The sequence below is a fragment of the Acinetobacter sp. X9 genome, assembly GCF_054889255.1.
In genome coordinates this window covers 77,015-95,191 of the sequence record NZ_CM142679.1, presented here as the reverse complement: position 1 = coordinate 95,191, position 18,177 = coordinate 77,015, and the positions used below count along the sequence as shown (strand labels likewise).

The window sequence follows — 18,177 nt, the reverse complement described above, 5'->3', positions numbered from 1 at the left end:
CTTTGTTCTGATAATTCATCTATTAAAAAGCCTGATATGTCTTTGAAATACATACTGGACTTTTTTATTACGTTCATGAAACTTTAGAAAATAGTGGTATCTTCTTCTTAAGATATTCTAATAAATACAAATAAATCAATATGTTATATACAAAAACCAACAAAAACACTTGGATTTATATGTGAAAAATTATGGTATAAATCACGCTTCGAAATTTACTTGATAACTATTAATTTCGACAACTACAAAAACTTTCTAATTATAAGGAGCAACTCATCATGGCTAATGGATTTCCAAGTGGAGACTTTAGAATCGTTAACAAAGAAACAGGTGCATGTATCGCAAGTGCATACGGTGGACAATCCCATGGTGTAGAAACGGTATCTAGACGTGGTCAAACAGCTGAGTTCAAATATTCTCATACAAATGACCGACTATTTATGGTACATGACAAGGTTAAAAACATAGACGAAGAACTTTGGTATTTTGACAGCCACGTATATATCGGTCGTCGAGAGAATAAACTATTCAACAAAGTCAGTGACATACGTTCTAATTGGGTATTAGGTGCTATCGTTAATACAAGACCAATTGAATATAAATTACGAGACCACGACTTAGAAAATTTTCTTAGTCTTTTACCAAAGCAAGATGAAGAAACACTAGCACATTTAAGAACCAGTGATTGTCTTGATATTATTGAACTATTAAAAACTTTATTAAGCAAATTGATCTATACTAACAGTGAAGAAACAATTCAATCTGAACTGCTCGGTAAGCTCGATGATAAGAAGTTTGATGACTATTTAAATAACACTTTGGTTGATGACTTAGTTGAGAAAAGCAGATACGGATTCGAAGAAGATTTAAGCTTTCGTTTTGGCTACTACGATTCCGCTCATCTTTCTGAAAAACTCTACAAAATATTTGTTGCTTCTAGCAAATTAGATATTTTGAACCAACAAAGTTATAGCTCATATCCTGTAGAATTTCGATTACGTCTAAGTCAGCAGAATATCATTACACTTTTAGAAAAATTAAAAAAAGAAAGATTCTGGGAGCTATCAAACAGAGAGGAAATAGACGACAACATTGAAGATCCGATCCAAGAAGCAACGAAAATCATTCAAGAGCTTAGAAACGATCTAGATTTACATACTTTTGAAAACAATTTTAATACTGCCAGAAAGATTTGGCAGACAGGCTTAAAGTCAAATGAGTCTTTTGAACAAATCAAAGCCGCATTAAAGAGTATGAATAATATAAAGTTACAAGCAGTGAATAGGCATAGTGGCAAGGTTTTCTTACAAGGCGCGGGTCTCGATTACCAAACTAGTTGGGCCTTTGAAGATGGTTATATTTTTGTAGAAGGTCAACCAGATGCTGTACTAACACATAGCTCGGGTTCATCTGTAAAGATTAGCCATCGATCTAATGACCCAAAACAGCGCTGGGAACTTAAAAGAGCTTAATAGGCAGCGACTCTAAAAGCTAAATAAGCTTATTTTCAATCATCCAAAGAATTTAAATCATTCTTTGGATGATTTTGAGTTTTATAGAAATAAATCTGCTTATAAAATTGAAATACTTATAAATTTCTTATACTTTAAATTATTTAAAATTCATTCAAAAATAGCAACAATAAGATAGGTAAAACATGATTTCTTTAGAGTTATTCATTACATTTTTAATTACTACAATTATTTTTGCTTATATTCCGGGTCCAGCAATGCTGTATACCGCTGCACAAACGCTTTCTCGCGGTAGAAAATCTGGTTTAATGGCAGCATTTGGAATTTTCTTAGGAGGCTGCTTTCATATCATAGCGGCGTCTTTAGGCTTAACGACCATCTTTCAAATTATTCCAAAACTCTATGATATTATTAAAATTTTAGGTGCTTTGTATTTAATTTGGTTAGGTATTAAATTAATTAAATCGTCCTCGTCCCCGACTCTTCAGCAAAATGCTGAAAATGGTCAGTTATCTTTAAAGCAGAGCATTCTGGTCGAAGTCTTAAACCCTAAAACCGCTATTTTTTATATCGCCTTTTTACCTCAATTTATTAATACCTCATTAGATTTTCCTGTTTGGTCTCAATTCATCATTTTAGGACTGATTGTTAATCTAATCTTTGTTTCTGCCGATGTTGTTTGTGTGTTTTTAGCCAACTACATTAGCCAAAAATTAACTAAATCAAAGAAGCCCCAAAAATCTATGTCAGTGATGGGTGGACTCATTTTTATGGGGCTAGGCGTTTTTCTTGGCTTTAAAAACCAGTAGTTTTTACAGGTAAATGCTTACCTAACAAAGAGAAACTAACATCCGCAACTTCCAACGGGTCTGAACTGGTCCAAATAATATGATTCCCCTCATTTGGACTTTCAGAACTTAAATGATATTGATTGAGCTGCCGAATTAATTGCGCTGTTACAGCTTCCGAAGGCTCAATAATTTGAATATCACGACCTACAATTTCCTGAATCGTATCTGAAACAAATGGATAGTGTGTGCATCCTAAAATAATCGTATCGGCTTTTTGTTCGACCAACGGCGCCAAAATATTTTCTAAATAATCCTTAACTTCCGCTGTATGCGCTTTACCCGTTTCGATTTTTTCAGCTAAGCCAATACAAGGCACTAAAGACACTCTAATATCTTGCGCATACATTTCAATTAAACTTTTTAAATTTTTACCCTTTACCGTGGTGGCAGTTGCCAAAACCGCAATATGCTTACTTTGAGTGATTGCCACAGCTGGTTTTACGGCGGGTTCTATTGCAATAAGTGGCACATTAATTTGCGCTCTAATCGTTTCAATCGCTACAGCCGTCATGGTGTTACAAGCAACCACAATCGCTTTGCAATTCCCGTCATTTATAAGATTTGAGATTAAGTGAGTGGTTCGTGAAACAATCCAGTCGCTTTCTTTGTCTCCATACGGGACATATTTCGAGTCTGCAAAGTAAATAATATCTTCATTCGGAAGGGCCTGCCGAATATGCTTAAAGAGAGACAACCCGCCTAAACCAGAATCAATCATTCCAATCGGGTTGTTATTGTTATTCATGGTTTGTCCTGCATTTCATATATTTAGAAAAATCTTTTCATGGTTGCCAAGTCTGTTAGCACGACTTTGGGCTGAATGGTTTTTAATTTTTCAGCCGATGTATACCCCCAACCGACCGCAGCAAAATCAATACCTGCTTTATGTGCAGCTTCGCCATCCGTGGTTTGGTCGCCGACATAAATTGCTTGGTTTTTACTTACATCCAAAATGCTGAGAACACGCTTAATTCGTTTAGCTTTGCCAAATATAGACGAGCCGCCATCAATATGGCTAAAAAGCTCACATAGTTCTGTACCCAAAAGATTTTGACAGTTTTCTTTAGAGTTTGAAGTGATAATTGCGAGTGTATATCCCCGCTTATGCAGTTCAATTAAGTGGTCCCGCATGCCCTCAAACATGTAAACGTCTTGATCTCTTTCTTTCATTAAACGAATGAAATCTTTGGCAATCCAAGGCAGTTTCCATCTGGAAACATTCATCTCTTTCATAATTTCTTTTGGTGAAAGATGTTTGTACTGCTCTACTTCATGTAGCTCTACAGATTTAAATTTATACTTCTTGGCAAGCTGATTTAAAGCACCTAAAAAAAAGCTAAAGGAGTCGACTAAAGTACCGTCCATATCAAAAATAATAGCTTGGTATTCTTTTAAAGATTTTTCCATTTTAAAGTTCTGAAATAAAATATATTTTTTATTATTATATTCTGTTTTCTAGCAGTTTTTAAATCAGGCCCAACGAGGACCTGACCTAAATTTCGATTTTTGTTTTAAGCTGCCGCTTTTTGTTCCTTAATCCAATTTTTAATACGTGCATCCAGAATATTTAAAGGCAATGTTCCTGCATTTAAAATCATGTCATGGAATGCTTTGATATCAAAACGATCTCCAAGCTCCTGTTTCGCGAGCTCCCGTAGCTCTAAAATTTTTAGTTGACCCATTTTGTAGGCTAATGCTTGGGCAGGAATAGCAATATAGCGATCTGTCTCTGCCTGAATATCTGGTTCATCTAAAGCAGAATGTTCACGCATAAAATCAATCATTTGCTGACGGGTCCATTTTTTATAATGTACCCCAGTGTCAACCACTAGACGACAAGCACGGAACAACTCACTCGATAGTCTTCCATAGTCTGAAAGCGGGTCTTTATAAAAACCAACATCTTTACCCAACTGCTCTGCGTAAAGTGCCCATCCTTCAATGTAGGCGGTGTGGTTGGGTTGCTTTCGGAACATCGGTAAATTTGGCAAGTTTTGGGCAATATCAATCTGCATATGGTGGCCGGGAATTGCTTCATGGTAAGCAGTCGCTTCCATTGATATTTTGGAACGTTCAGAGAAGTCGCCAGTATTCACATAGACTTGTCCGGGGCGTGAGCCATCAGGCGTACCTTGATGATACTCCGCACCTGCCGCTTCTTTTTCTCGATATTGCTCTACAGGTAAAACTTCGACTTTATTTTTGGGTAATAAACCAAAGAGCTTCGGCAACTCTGGTTGCATTTGGGCAATATATCCCCGATAAATCTCTAAAATTTCTTCACGAGATTTTGGGAAAACAGCGGGATTTGTTTTTAAGGATTGTTGGAAACTTTTTAAGTCATTGAAACCTTGTGCTTTAGCAATTTTCAGCATTTCCGCTTCTATACGAGCAACTTCTTTTAACCCAAGCTGATGAATATTTTCAGGGCTTTCAGAGGTTGTCGTATTGTTTTCTACATAAAAGCGATAGAGCTCGTCACCGTTTGGCAAGCTCCATATACCCTCATGTTGTCGGCCATGGGGTAAGTAATCTTTCTGAATAAATGTTCCAAGTTTTTGATAAGCAGGCCGAACATTCTGATCTATGGCTTGTAGCACTTCACGGCTTAAACGCTCTTGTTCTGCTTTCGAAATATTTTTTGGAAATTGCTTTAATGGAGAAGCAAACACACTGTCTTTCCCTGCGGGAGTTGCAATGCTATTAATCTGCTTTGCCACCTTTTCAATTAAATATTTGGGTGGCATCAAACCATCTTTTTGTCCTTGTTTCGCTAACTGAATACCTTGATCAAGAATAAGAGGAATTTGTTTTAAACGAGAAATATAGTCTTGATATTGCTTAGCATTATCAAATGGAATCGAACTAATAAATCCCGGAAATTGTAAATGTAGGCCCCACATTTGATTAAAAGGCATCTCATACAATTTCAAATCATAATTTTTAAGTGTTTCTTTCAACTGATAAATCATTAAATCTTTATTTAATTGATCAGTTGCTGAAAACCCTGTGCTATCAATCGCTTCAAAACCTTTTAAAAAATTTTGAGTAGTTTTTTTATCTTTCTCAATCTGATTTTTTGAAAGCTCTGTCCATCGATCGTTGTAGCGTAAATCTCCTAAAACGGTTGCAGTTTCAGGACTATTTTTCAAAGTATATTCCCACTGTTCCTGTAAAAGTTGGTTTAAAGCTTTCACCCGAACAGAGATATCACTCTTTTGTTTAGATTGTGATTTTTCGATGGTATTTGTATTTATTTCGGGGGTTGTAGCATTAGAAGAATGAGACATCCAAAATAAAACACTGATACAAGCCAATTGTAAGGTTCTGTTTTTCATTTAATTATCCAGAAATATTTAACAAAGGTTAAAATAAAGACAAAACAAATTACGTGCCAAGCAGCATATAAAATGGTGTAAAAATCGAGTATTTTTTTAACTAAATGATTTTATAAATTAATTTTCTTTTTAATTATATTATTTATAGTTGCTATCTATATTCCACATCTGACTTTAATAGACCAAGAACTTAAAAAAAGTGCACATGAGCAATCTCAGTGCACTTTTTCATTTCTACATTAAAAATTGTTTCTCAAGAAAACAAATATTGATAAACAATATAGGCAGCCAGTTTTGCTGTTCTATTGTCTAAATCAAATTTTGGATTGCACTCGGCAATATCTAAAAGTTTAATTTTTCCAGTCTCTTGAATATGCTTAAAAATCGCTTCAAAAGTCGCTAAGTCAATTCCTTTAACAGCTGGTGCACTGACCCCCGGTGCAACCGCAGCCGCGAAGACATCTAAATCAATCGTAACGTACAAACAGTCTACTTTTTCAATAAAAGCATCAACCGCTGCGAGCACGTTGTTTAGGTTAAAAATATTAACCTCATGATCACGTAAATATGCACAATTTAGAGCATCGGCCGTATCAAACAAAACTTTAGTATTGGCATGGTTGGCAACCCCAATACATAAATAATTAAATTGTTTTTGATGCTGTTGTGAAAGTCGAGCTGCCTGTAAAAATGGTGTTCCAGAAGTTGCATGCTCAGCTTCACGCAAATCAAAATGGGCATCGAAATTAATAATGCCTATTTTTTTATCTGGTGCGTGGGCTTGTACATATTGGAACAGACCGCTAAAGCTACCAAATGCAACCTCATGTCCACCGCCCAATACAATCGGTTTCAAACCATTTTGTAAGCTGTTTGCGACTTGTTCAGCTAACTCAGCTTGTGCTTGCTCTAAATTGTCATATTCGCAGGTCACTGTACCCAAATCGACAATACTGACTGGACGATGAATCGGTAAGTTAGCAAGCTGATTACGGATTGCGTCTGGCGCATCGGCAGCACCGACTCGGCCTTTATTGCGCTTCACGCCTTCATCAGAACTAAAACCAATCAGCGCAAATTCGGCATGTTGGGTTTTATTCATAATATGGTGAATACGTTGGTGTGCTTTACCCTCGCCATCATGGCGACCTTGCCATTTAAATGTGTGATTCATGTGACACCGTTTAAAAAATAACTTCTTGTCCATGCTGAACGACTCGCTTAGGCAAATCGCCGCCCAGCCAGTAAACAATTTCAGATGGATGCTCAATATCCCAAGCCACAAAGTCAGCGACTTTACCCTGCTCTAAACTGCCGTGTGTTTGCTCTAAACCGAGCGCTTGTGCAGCATGAATGGTGACACCCGCTAATGCTTGCTCAGGCGTTAAGCGGAAAAGTGTGCTGCCCATATTCAGCATTAAACGTAAAGAAAGTGCTGGAGATGTACCCGGATTTAAATCACTCGACAGCGCAATACGCACTCCGTGTTTAATAAGACTTTCAATCGGTGGATATTGTGTTTCACGTAATAGATAAAAGGCGCCCGGTAATAACACAGCAACCGTACCCGACTCTGCCATTGCTTTGACATCATCTTCGGTCATGTACTCTAAATGGTCTGCCGACAAAGCATGATAACGTGCTGCCAAACTTGAGCCACCTAGCGATGAAAGCTGTTCAGCATGAAGCTTAACCGGTAGATTCAAAGACTGTGCTGTTTTAAAAACACGTTCAACCTGAGCTGGTGAAAATGCTAAATGCTCACAGAAAGCATCAACTGCATCGACTAAACCTTCAGCATGCAGTTTAGGCAACATTTCTGTACAAATATGCTCGATATAAGCATCGCTTTGATCTTTGTACTCTGGCGGTAAAGCATGTGCAGCCAAGCAAGTACTTTTGACCGTCATTGGTAAAGCTTCACCAATTTGACGGATCACACGCAGCATCTTGCGTTCATTTTCGTAATTGAGTCCGTAGCCAGATTTGATCTCGATGGTTGTAACGCCGTCTTGTTGCATGCAACGAATACGTTTAAGTGCTGAATTTAATAGTTGTTCTTCGCTTGCTTCACGCGTTGCACGTACTGTACTAGCAATACCGCCACCGCTTGCTGCAATTTCAGCATAACTTACACCTTGTAAGCGCTTTTCAAACTCAACACTACGGTTGCCACCAAATACACTATGCGTATGACAGTCGATGAGCCCTGGGGTTACCCAAGCGCCATTTAAGTTAACTGTTTCGGAATAAGTGTCGGCAGGAAGTTGTTGTTGTTTTCCAATCCAGTGAATGAGATGCCCTTCTGTGACGATTGCAGCATCTTCAATGTAGGAATATTGCCCATTTTGCATGGTCGCAATGTGGCAATTTTGCCAAAGTTTTTTCATTAGCCCTTCCTCAAAACTGCCCAATAGTTCAACCATTGGGCAGTTCATTTGTTAGCTTTCTATCTCAACATTTTGCTGGATAGGATTACTTTCCTTTCCCAAGCTTTGCTCTGGCTTGACCCAAATGCGATAAGCAATCGTTAAGAGAGCAAGCCAAGTGATTCCTACATAAATTGCAGGACGTGAATCTGGGAAATACCCCATCATGACTAAGATGAACGCCATAAAACCAATCGCAAACGCAGGTGCATATGGCCAACCCCATACAGGGAAGTCAAGTGCTTTAATTTCAGCAGTAGATAACTTACGGCGCATTGCAACTTGTGAAAGCAAGATCATGAGCCACACCCAAACGGTTGCGAAAGTTGCAATTGATGCAATGATCATGAATACATTTTCAGGAATCAGGTAGTTCAGCACCACACCAATTAATAGCACACCTGCCATAACCACGACGGTCATCCATGGCACGCCATTACGTGATAATTTCTGGAAAACTCGAGGCGCTTGACCACGATTTGCCATACCATAAAGCATACGGCCAGCACCAAATACATCACTATTAATTGCCGAGATCGCAGCGGTCACCACCACCATATTTAAAATATGCGCAGCAGATGGAATTCCTAGGTTTTCAAAAATTTGAACGAATGGACTACCTTGGCTACCAATTTGATTCCATGGGAAAATCGACATGAGTACAAAAATGGTTAGTACATAGAAAAGTAAAATACGTACTGGAACTGCATTAATTGCTTTTGGTAAAGTGGTTTTCGGATCTTGTGACTCACCTGCTGTAATACCAATAATTTCGATACCACCGAAAGCAAATACAACCACAGATAAACATGCAACTAAGCCGGCAATCCCATGCGGCATAAAGCCATCATAAATCCATAAGTTTTGAATCCCCGGAACTACACTGCTATGGTCAGCATGGAAGCCGTAGAACATTAAGCCTATTCCACCTAAAATCATGGCAACAATGGCGCTCACCTTGACAATAGACAGCCAAAACTCGAGTTCGCCAAAGACTTTAACGTGAATGAGGTTAATGGCACCTAAGAACATAATCAGGGATAAAATCCAGATCCACCGTGGTACATCGGGATACCAGAACCCCATATAAATACCAAAAGCAGTCACATCGGCAATTGCAACAATCACCATTTCAAAGACATAAGTCCAGCCTGTCGTAAAGCCAGCCAATGGACCAATGTACTGTGATGCATAGTGGCTGAATGAGCCAGAGACAGGATTATGGACAGCCATTTCACCCAATGCGCGCATAACGATATAAATTGCAATCCCTGCAACGATATACGCAAGTAATACTGAAGGCCCTGCCATTTTAATGGCAGTTGCCGAACCATAGAAAAGCCCAGTTCCAATTGCTGAGCCCAATGCCAAGAAACGAATATGGCGGGTGTTTAAACCCCGCTGTAGTGTGGAGTTTTGTGACATTATAATCTCCAATCCTTGAGGATATTTAGTTAGATTCGGCCACTCCATGTGACCGTTTTATCAATCACACTTCAGATAAACTAGGGAGTAGTTTTGGAATAATTAACTCGTTTAAGCAGCCGCTTGAGAGTAATTCACTTGCTTGCTCAATATCAGGAGCAAAGAAACGGTCTTCACTGTAGTAAGGCACTTGAGCGCGCAAGATTTTACGAGCTTGTTCAAGTTTAGGCGAGCTTTTTAGGCCTTCACGGAAGTCTAGACCCTGACAAGCGCCTAACCATTCAACAGCTAAAATGCCACGGACGTTGTCAGCCATATACCAAAGACGTTTACCCGCATTCGGAGCCATTGATACATGGTCTTCTTGGTTGGCAGAGGTCGGCAAGCTATCCACACTTGCCGGATGTGCAAGCGCTTTGTTGTCACTCGCAAGAGCAGCAGCAGTTACTTGAGCAATCATAAAGCCTGAGTTAACACCACCATTTGCCACCAAGAACGGTGGAAGTTGTGACATGTGACGGTCCATCATCATCGAAATACGACGTTCAGACAGTGAACCAATTTCTGCAATTGCCAAAGCTAGATTATCAGCCGCCATTGCAACAGGTTCTGCATGGAAGTTCCCACCAGAAATCACGTCACCTTGTTCAGCAAAAACAAGCGGGTTATCAGATACAGCATTTGCTTCAATTTCTAATACTTCAGCAGCCTGACGGATTTGCGTTAAACATGCACCCATCACCTGTGGTTGGCAACGTAAAGAGTATGGGTCTTGAACTTTGCTACAGTCTTCGTGTGAATGCGCAATTTCACTTGAGTCTGTTAATAGGTCACGATAAGCTGCAGCTACATCAATTTGGCCACGTTGACCACGTACTTCATGAATACGCGCATCGAATGGTGCACGTGAACCCAGCATTGCTTCAACGCTTAAGCCACCACAAACTGTTGCAGCTGCAAATAAATCTTCCGCTTCAAATAAGCCGCGTAAAGCATAAGCGGTTGAAACTTGTGTACCATTTAAAAGTGCTAAACCTTCTTTAGCTGCTAAAGAAATCGGTTCTAAGCCTGCAACTTTTAAAGCTTCAACTGCTGGTAACCATTCACCTTTATAACGCGCCTTACCTTCACCAAGTAACACTAAAGACATGTGTGCAAGTGGTGCCAAGTCACCTGAAGCGCCTACTGAACCTTTCAGTGGAATGTGTGGGTAAACTTCGGCATTAATTAAAGCCAACAAAGCATCAATCACTTTACGACGAATACCAGAGAAACCACGCGCCAAGCTATTTGCTTTCAACAGAATAATTAAACGAACCATTGCATCATCAAGTGCTTCACCAACACCTGCGGCATGTGAAAGAACTAATGAACGTTGTAACTTTTCTAAATCTTCAGGAGCAATTTTGGTTGAAGCAAGTAAGCCAAAGCCCGTGTTAATACCGTAAGCTGTACGTCCTTCATTTACAATTTTCTCAACGCAAGCCACGCTTGCATTAATTGCAGATGAAGCACTTTCATCTAATTTAACTTTAATTGGGTTGAGGTAGGCTTGACGTAAATCGGCTAAGGTCAGTTTTCCCGGTTGGATCAATAATTCCATGTTGGCTTCCTAATTTTTTGCACTATATTCTGCTGAGGCGGTGCTTTTCACAATTGCAAAAAGCACCGCCAGTTCTTCCGTGTATTTTTTATTGCGTGATCATTGGCAAGTGGAGGCCTTGCTCTTTCGCACAGTTAATCGCAATTTCATAACCTGCATCGGCATGACGCATAACACCTGTTGCAGGGTCATTGGTCAGTACGCGAGCAATACGTGCAGCAGCTTCATCTGTACCATCACACACAATCACAACGCCTGAGTGTTGAGAGAAGCCCATACCTACACCACCACCGTGATGTAAAGACACCCAAGTTGCGCCGCCTGCCGTATTGAGCAACGCGTTTAATAAAGGCCAGTCTGATACTGCATCTGAGCCGTCTTGCATTGCTTCAGTTTCACGGTTTGGACTTGCAACTGAACCTGAGTCTAAATGGTCACGACCAATCACAACTGGTGCAGACAATTCACCGCTACGAACCATTTCGTTAAATGCCAAACCAAGTTTTGCACGTAAGCCTAGACCAACCCAACAAATACGCGCTGGTAAACCTTGGAAGCTAATACGTTCACGTGCCATGTCTAACCAGTGATGTAAATGTTCATCATCAGGAATTAACTCTTTAACTTTGGCATCTGTTTTATAAATGTCTTCTGGGTCACCAGAAAGCGCTGCCCAACGGAATGGACCAATACCACGGCAGAACAATGGACGGATATATGCAGGTACGAAGCCTGGGAAATCAAAAGCGTTTGCTACACCTTCTTCTTTCGCCATTTGACGGATGTTATTCCCATAGTCAAAAGTTGGAACACCCATTTTTTGGAAATCAAGCATCGCTTGTACGTGCTTCGCCATCGACTGTTTTGCAGCTTTTACAACAGCTTCTGGTTCAGTTTTCGCACGTGCACGGTATTCATCCCAAGTCCAACCTACTGGTAAGTAGCCATTAAGGGGATCGTGCGCACTTGTTTGGTCAGTCACCATGTCTGGACGTACACCACGGCGTACAAGCTCAGGTAAAATTTCAGCAGCGTTACCATGAAGCGCAATTGAAATTGCTTTACCTTCTTTCGTATAACGGTCAATACGCGCTAAAGCGTCGTCTAAATCAGTTGCTTGTTCGTCTACATAACGCGTACGTAAACGGAAATCGATACTTGCTTGTTGGCATTCAATATTTAAAGAACATGCACCTGCAAGTGTTGCAGCTAGAGGCTGAGCACCACCCATACCACCTAAACCAGCAGTAAGCACCCAACGACCTTTTAAGTCACCGTTGTAGTGTTGGCGGCCTGCTTCAACGAAAGTTTCATAAGTACCTTGTACAATGCCTTGGCTACCAATGTAGATCCATGAACCTGCTGTCATTTGACCGTACATTGCAAGTGCTTTTGCGTCTAATTCGTTAAAGTGTTCCCAGTTTGCCCAGTGCGGTACAAGGTTTGAGTTTGCAATTAAAACGCGTGGTGCATCTTTATGAGTTTTAAATACACCTACTGGTTTGCCTGATTGAACCAATAAAGTTTCATCAGTTTCAAGATTTTTTAGCGTATCTACAATTTTGTCGAAACATTCCCAGTTTCGTGCTGCACGGCCAATACCACCGTATACAACCAACTCTTTCGGGTTTTCTGCAACGTCCGGATCAAGGTTATTCATCAACATACGTAATGGAGCTTCAGTTAACCAACTTTTAGCCGTCAATTCAGTGCCGCGTGGCGCACGAATTTCTACATCACGAAATTTTGTTGTCATTGTTGTCACAGGCGGACTCCTTCCTTTGAGCTTACATCAGCAGAACATCACTTGTTTCTGCATTTGTATAGTAATGTATTAACTTGTATATACATCTATATACTACACAAATATTTTTCGGCGTGAAGAGGTTTGCTCATATTTTTTTGAAAAATTTGAATAAGCTCATGAATTAAATTAATTTATTTTTATATCAAGCATAAAAAAAGCACATATCTTTTCACGAGACATGTGCTTTTGAATAAGCAAATTACTTAAGTTTTAACGTTGAATTAGCTCCATGACATAGCAGCTTTTGAGTTGTTTTTTGGGAAAACTAATCGATGTCACGCCAGCGTTTTTCTCAATTTTTAGTGTTTCTTGAGCAGCAAGCTGAACGGAATGATCATCAACGTTCACTTCCGTTTCACTACCCTGATTAAAAATGAAAATCAGGTCTGCCGAACTGATAAATGCCTGCTCCGCTGCATCATTCAACCACTGAAAACGAGCATAGAACTTTGCGGGATCATAAATTAAATTTAAATCTCGAATTGCACCGTCGACCAGTTCACTTTGGACCTGACTCTCGCCATGGAAAGCAAAAATATCGCCTTGGTTCAGCGTTTTGGCAGGAAGATCATCGACATGCAGTACCATACCCTGTCCATCGAGTACGCTAATAATGCGCTGCTTATTGGGAAATAGCGAAAATGGCCCAGAAGTGGTCACATCTGCCATCGAAATACGCCAATCGAAATCAGCTTCACCTTGGCTTCTGGCAATTTCTAAAGTAAAACCTGCACCATTTTTCCAAAGCATTTTTGTATATTGATCGGCCCTGATCAATTCAATCATGGGTTAAATTTCCCTTCGAGATAGTAGCGGCTACCCGGATAAATCAGACGCGCACTTGAAATGAGTTGTTTGTTTGACCATGTACGGCGACGGATCAGTAAGCATGGTTCAGCTTTGGTAATCTTTAACCACTTGCACTCTTGAGGTGATGCTAAAACTGCCTCAACAATATGCTCACCTTCTGACACAGGTGCTTTTGCCATGAGGTAAGCATTCGGGGTAATGGTTTTAAAATCTTGTTGTAGATAATCTGGAATCAGTGCTGCATCAACTAAACGATCTTCGACCTGAACAGGTACATCATTTTCATAATGCACAATAATCGAATGAAATAATCTTTGCCCTTCACGAGTCTGCATTAACACGCTTTGCTCTGCATTTGCATAAATTTGTTCTAAGACTAAAACTTCAGCGTGGTGCTTATGGTTTCGTGCAATAATCTCATCGGCAATATTATTAATTTGAAAAAGTGCAGTTCGGCCTTGCCCTTCAGCTACGAAAGAACCAACGCCCTGAATTCGAACGAGTAAGCCTTCTGTTGTTAACTCACGTAGCGCACGGTTTACCGTCATACGGCTACAGCCAAGTTGATTAACTAGTTCACTTTCCGAAGGAATTTTTTTATTTACAGCCCACGAGCCTTCATAAATCTTTTGTGAAATCAGCTGTTTTACGCGTTGATATAAAGGAACTGGACTATCAGCTTCAATCGAAAGCTCAGCATGTTCTTGTTTTGATGTTCTGGGCATAACAAATACTCAAAAAGGCGGCAGGCAAAAAAGTATTTTAGTTGACATGCTATGTATATACAACCACATACAACATGTTAATTTTTGAAATAAATAGATTTTAAAAAGTTTAAAAAATAAACATAGCTCAATAAGAGCTAATTTAAAGTTTTATGTAGAGAAATTCAAATATATAAAGACTTTATCAATATTTATTTAATGGTTATTTCTGCTATGCCTGTGCTCAATTCAAGGATGTAAAAAGTATTGTCTTTTCTGATTTACGAAATGATGCTTAAAACTTTTATTTAAAATAACTGATCGATAGTATTCTTCTGCCACACAGTATATTAATAAAACTGGAAGCACATCGAATGCGTAATTATAAAATAGATATTCTTCGAGGAATTTCTATCCTTTTGGTTCTTTTACACCATTTTAATATTCCCTATAAACTTAAAGATACATGGTTAGGTTTTGATTTCTTAGGTGAAGCATTTAGCACAGTCATCGCAAGAAATGGAAATTATGGCGTCACCATGTTTTTTGTGATTTCGGGTTTTTTAATTACCCATCACACTTTAAAACGAGACAAACAATTTTCTGCAATTAACCTCAAGCATTTTTATATCCGACGAGCAGCGCGTATTTTACCGTGTCTGGTATTACTCATTTTAGGTGTAAGCATACTTGGTTCATTTGACTTAAAACCCTTTATGAACCAAGCGCCGAATGGCATTGAGGTCTCTTATCCTTTAACCATATTTGCAGCCTTAACTTTCTGGATGAATATCCTGATTATTAAATTCGGTTGGGTAAACTACGCTTTGGGTGTGTTGTGGTCGCTCTCTGTGGAAGAAGTTTTTTATTTTGTTTTTCCATTATTGTGCTTGCTTACGCATAGTAATAAGGTCTTTGTTGCTGTACTAATTGGAGTCATTTTATATGGCCCTTATTTTAGATCTTTGCATTTTGGAGAAGAAAGCGGCGCCTATTTATATCATTATTTTTCGAGTTTTGATGGTATAGCGGTAGGCTGTTTAACTGCCATTTTTTCTTATAAATATCAGCCAAATTGGACCTATAAAAAACCTCTTTCGTGGTTAATTATTTTGAGCATGACCGCTCTCTATTTATATGCGCCAATTAAAGAAGTCAGTACATGGGGTATTAGCTTATTTACTTTTGCTACTGGCTTACTTATTTTGTGTTTTCAACATCCTGCTGGAACGCATGCGCACAACCTATTTACCAAAGTGATGGTCTGGTTGGGGCAAAGAAGTTACGAAACTTATTTGTTTCATCTGGTTGTATTGGGCCTTATGAAAGTTGCGTTTATTCCTGCTCAAACCGACTCTAGCATCAAAATTATGCTTTTAATTAGCTATCTGGTTTTGACTTTTATCATTAGCGCAGCAATTGAAAAATATTATTCCACACCACTTAACAGCTACATTCGAAAGGTTTTTATTAAAGATAAATCATAAAAATAAGCCCCTTTAAAATAGGGGCTTATTTAATTAAGCAATCAACATGGTTTCATCTTCTTGCTTAAAAGGATTAGACCAGCTCTGCCAAACTTGCGGACCTAAAGCCATTTCTTCATCGCTTAACAAGCAGCGATCCAAGCGTTGTATTAAAGCTTGCTCATCCATTTGCATACCAATTAAAACCAGCTCCTGACGCGCATCACCTGTGCGGGCATCCCAGTTTTTCTTAATTTCTTCAATACTGGCTAGATCACTCGGCCAGTCTTCTTCTGCAACGGCTGCCCACCAATAACCAGCTAAACCGTGTCGAGCCATTGCACCCGCTTGTGACCATGAATAAGCCAATGTAGGTTCAGCAGCCAACCAGAAAAAGCCTTTGGAGCGCACGACTCCCGGCCATTCAGCCTGTACCAAATCATAAAAACGTTCTGGGTGAAAAGGTCGGCGGGCACGGTAAACAAAGCTACTAATTCCATACTCTTCAGTCTCTGGCGTATGCTCACCACGTAACTCTTTTAACCAGCCTGGTGCTTGGGCAGCTTCATCAAAATCGAATAATTGCGTATTTAAAATTTTATCTAAAGCGATCTTTCCAAATTGAGCAATTTCAATTCGGGCACGCGGGTTTAGAGTTCTTAAAATGGCGATAAGCTGGTCTTGCTGAGCCCGATCAATCAGATCAATTTTATTCAGCACAATCACATCACAAAACTCGATTTGATCAATGAGAAGATCGACTACAGTTCTTTCATCTTGCTCACCTAATGATTCGCCACGTTGTTGCAGTGAGTCAACTGAACTGTAATCTTTAAAGAAGTTAAAAGCATCGACTACCGTGACCATGGTGTCGAGTCGAGCGAATTCATTGAGTGAGTTTCCATCTTCATCTTCAAAGGTAAACGTTTCTGCTACAGGTAACGGTTCTGAAATGCCAGTTGACTCAATCACCAATTGGTCAAAGCGCCCTTCGTCGGCTAAACGTCTCACCTCAACCAATAAATCTTCGCGTAACGTACAACAGATACAGCCATTACTCATTTCAACCAGCTTTTCATCCGTTCTTGAAAGCTCCGCCCCACCTTCGCGTACTAATGCCGCATCAATATTCACCTCAGACATATCATTGACAATCACGGCAATACGGCGGCCTTCACGATTATTTAAAATATGGTTGAGTAATGTGGTTTTTCCTGCACCCAAAAAGCCTGATAAAACAGTGACGGGAAGCTTGGCAAATGAGTTGGCGATTGCAGTGCGCATGGCTTGATCTCTTCGAATAATATTTAAACTGATCATGGCTGGCCATCTAGGTATGGCCAGATCACAGGCGTAATCTATTTCTAAACCACAATAATGTTATGTTATAACATAACTATTGATCAAGTTTTTATTCCGCTTTTATTTAAATCAATTTACTTAGTCGTTGAAAAAATTGCTTTTATAGTCCCTGACAAATTGAGGTTTTGTAGTGATGGTCAGGCCCCCATGCACGGAATCCTTGGCTATCAATATGGATTTGTCCTGAAGCATAAACACCTAGTCCCATATTAAGCGCTTGGCCTTTAGTCGCCCAGAACTGACAAAGCTTAGTTTTAGTTTGCTGAATATTGAATTGGTCTAAATCGGTAGGCTGTTCTGGGCCAATTCGGAAATCAAGCGCTGCATTAAAGACATGTCGAGAAGCATCAGCACCACCTGCACAGCGGTTTAGAGACAACGCTCGGTAGACCGAAGTCACTTCAAAATCATTAATTACGCCATCATCAACTAACGCTTTTAAAATGCTAAACGTCGGAACGATATTGGACCAAATCTCTCTTGGTGGCACCGCATAAGGCTCAACTCCACATTTTTGCCAATCGCGAGCCGAACTTAATAATTCATGGTCTGGCACTAAATCTGCAAGTCCCTTTTGCTTAAGAAATTGCTTGTAAGCTTGTACAGCCTGTCGATGGTCTGCTGAAGCTAACCACGCAACATACGCCTCGGGTTGAGACTTTATTTTGACCAATGTTTTTGTAGTTTGAGGTAAAGATGTTTGGGTATGCAGAGGGGTTGTTGGCTTGGGTGTTTGAGTGCTACATGCTGTGAGAGATAATAAAATTAAACCGAAATAACGCTTCATAAATATGCTCTATCTTCACCAAAAATGGGAAAATTGCTCATCATTAAATTAATGAAATGTTATATTATAACAATAATAAAATCCTTTAATTTCTGTTGCTAAATTTTAAAAATAAAAAGGACG

The 18,177-nt window shown here is 39.5% G+C and carries 15 protein-coding genes; 3 read left to right on the top strand and 12 right to left on the bottom strand.

Going from position 1 to position 18,177, the window contains the following annotated elements; translation table 11 throughout:
• Window positions 1–278: 278 nt before the first annotated feature.
• Window positions 279–1,472 carry a hypothetical protein gene (locus ACYU0V_RS00435; RefSeq protein ID WP_336030620.1) on the top strand — a complete coding sequence of 398 codons (1,194 nt, stop codon included), beginning with the start codon at window positions 279–281 and terminating at the stop codon, window positions 1,470–1,472.
• Window positions 1,473–1,657: 185 nt separating this feature from the next.
• Complete coding sequence (locus tag ACYU0V_RS00430) at window positions 1,658–2,281, top strand: LysE family translocator (protein ID WP_461848644.1); 624 nt, start codon at window positions 1,658–1,660, stop codon at window positions 2,279–2,281.
• Here the strand turns inward: ACYU0V_RS00430 and murI are convergent.
• From murI to hutC, 10 genes are all read right to left on the bottom strand, one after another.
• Window positions 2,268–3,068, bottom strand: coding sequence for a glutamate racemase (murI, locus tag ACYU0V_RS00425; RefSeq protein WP_461848642.1), 801 nt, complete (start codon window positions 3,066–3,068; stop codon window positions 2,268–2,270). The genes ACYU0V_RS00430 and murI overlap by 14 nt on opposite strands.
• Before the next feature lie 23 nt (window positions 3,069–3,091).
• Complete coding sequence (locus ACYU0V_RS00420; protein ID WP_461848641.1) at window positions 3,092–3,730, bottom strand: HAD family hydrolase; 639 nt, start codon at window positions 3,728–3,730, stop codon at window positions 3,092–3,094.
• Window positions 3,731–3,834: 104 nt separating this feature from the next.
• A complete protein-coding gene (locus ACYU0V_RS00415; protein WP_461848639.1) occupies window positions 3,835–5,661 on the bottom strand; it encodes a DUF885 domain-containing protein in 1,827 nt (608 codons plus the stop codon).
• 253 nt (window positions 5,662–5,914) lie between these two features.
• Window positions 5,915–6,835 (bottom strand): formimidoylglutamase, encoded by a 921-nt coding sequence (gene hutG, locus ACYU0V_RS00410; RefSeq protein WP_461848638.1) that lies wholly within the window; start codon window positions 6,833–6,835, stop codon window positions 5,915–5,917.
• Window positions 6,836–6,845: 10 nt separating this feature from the next.
• The gene (hutI, locus tag ACYU0V_RS00405) at window positions 6,846–8,051 is read right to left on the bottom strand and encodes an imidazolonepropionase (RefSeq protein WP_461848636.1); all 1,206 of its coding nucleotides are present in this window, start codon (window positions 8,049–8,051) and stop codon (window positions 6,846–6,848) included.
• A 51-nt stretch (window positions 8,052–8,102) separates the two neighbouring features.
• Complete coding sequence (locus tag ACYU0V_RS00400; protein ID WP_016142696.1) at window positions 8,103–9,515, bottom strand: amino acid permease; 1,413 nt, start codon at window positions 9,513–9,515, stop codon at window positions 8,103–8,105.
• Window positions 9,516–9,579: 64 nt separating this feature from the next.
• A complete protein-coding gene (hutH, locus tag ACYU0V_RS00395) occupies window positions 9,580–11,118 on the bottom strand; it encodes a histidine ammonia-lyase (RefSeq protein ID WP_000421598.1) in 1,539 nt (512 codons plus the stop codon).
• An 88-nt stretch (window positions 11,119–11,206) separates the two neighbouring features.
• A complete protein-coding gene (gene hutU / locus ACYU0V_RS00390) occupies window positions 11,207–12,874 on the bottom strand; it encodes a urocanate hydratase (protein ID WP_014207979.1) in 1,668 nt (555 codons plus the stop codon).
• Window positions 12,875–13,135: 261 nt separating this feature from the next.
• Window positions 13,136–13,711, bottom strand: a complete 576-nt coding sequence (locus tag ACYU0V_RS00385) for a HutD/Ves family protein (protein ID WP_068929679.1) — start codon at window positions 13,709–13,711, stop codon at window positions 13,136–13,138.
• Window positions 13,708–14,460: a histidine utilization repressor gene (gene hutC, locus ACYU0V_RS00380; RefSeq protein WP_005066641.1), complete on the bottom strand. Its 753-nt coding sequence runs from the start codon at window positions 14,458–14,460 to the stop codon at window positions 13,708–13,710. Before hutC ends, ACYU0V_RS00385 begins: the two co-directional genes overlap by 4 nt.
• 353 nt (window positions 14,461–14,813) lie before the next feature.
• Between hutC and ACYU0V_RS00375 the strand changes: the two genes are divergently transcribed.
• Window positions 14,814–15,926: an acyltransferase family protein gene (locus tag ACYU0V_RS00375; protein ID WP_068929677.1), complete on the top strand. Its 1,113-nt coding sequence runs from the start codon at window positions 14,814–14,816 to the stop codon at window positions 15,924–15,926.
• 33 nt (window positions 15,927–15,959) lie between these two features.
• On the opposite strand, the gene zigA is transcribed toward ACYU0V_RS00375, so the two are convergent.
• Together zigA and zrlA are read right to left on the bottom strand one after the other, a co-directional pair.
• Window positions 15,960–17,225, bottom strand: a complete 1,266-nt coding sequence (gene zigA, locus ACYU0V_RS00370) for a zinc metallochaperone GTPase ZigA (protein ID WP_461848633.1) — start codon at window positions 17,223–17,225, stop codon at window positions 15,960–15,962.
• 142 nt (window positions 17,226–17,367) lie between these two features.
• Window positions 17,368–18,054, bottom strand: a complete 687-nt coding sequence (zrlA, locus tag ACYU0V_RS00365; RefSeq protein WP_461848632.1) for a D-Ala-D-Ala carboxypeptidase ZrlA — start codon at window positions 18,052–18,054, stop codon at window positions 17,368–17,370.
• Between the last annotated feature and the right edge of the window lie 123 nt (window positions 18,055–18,177).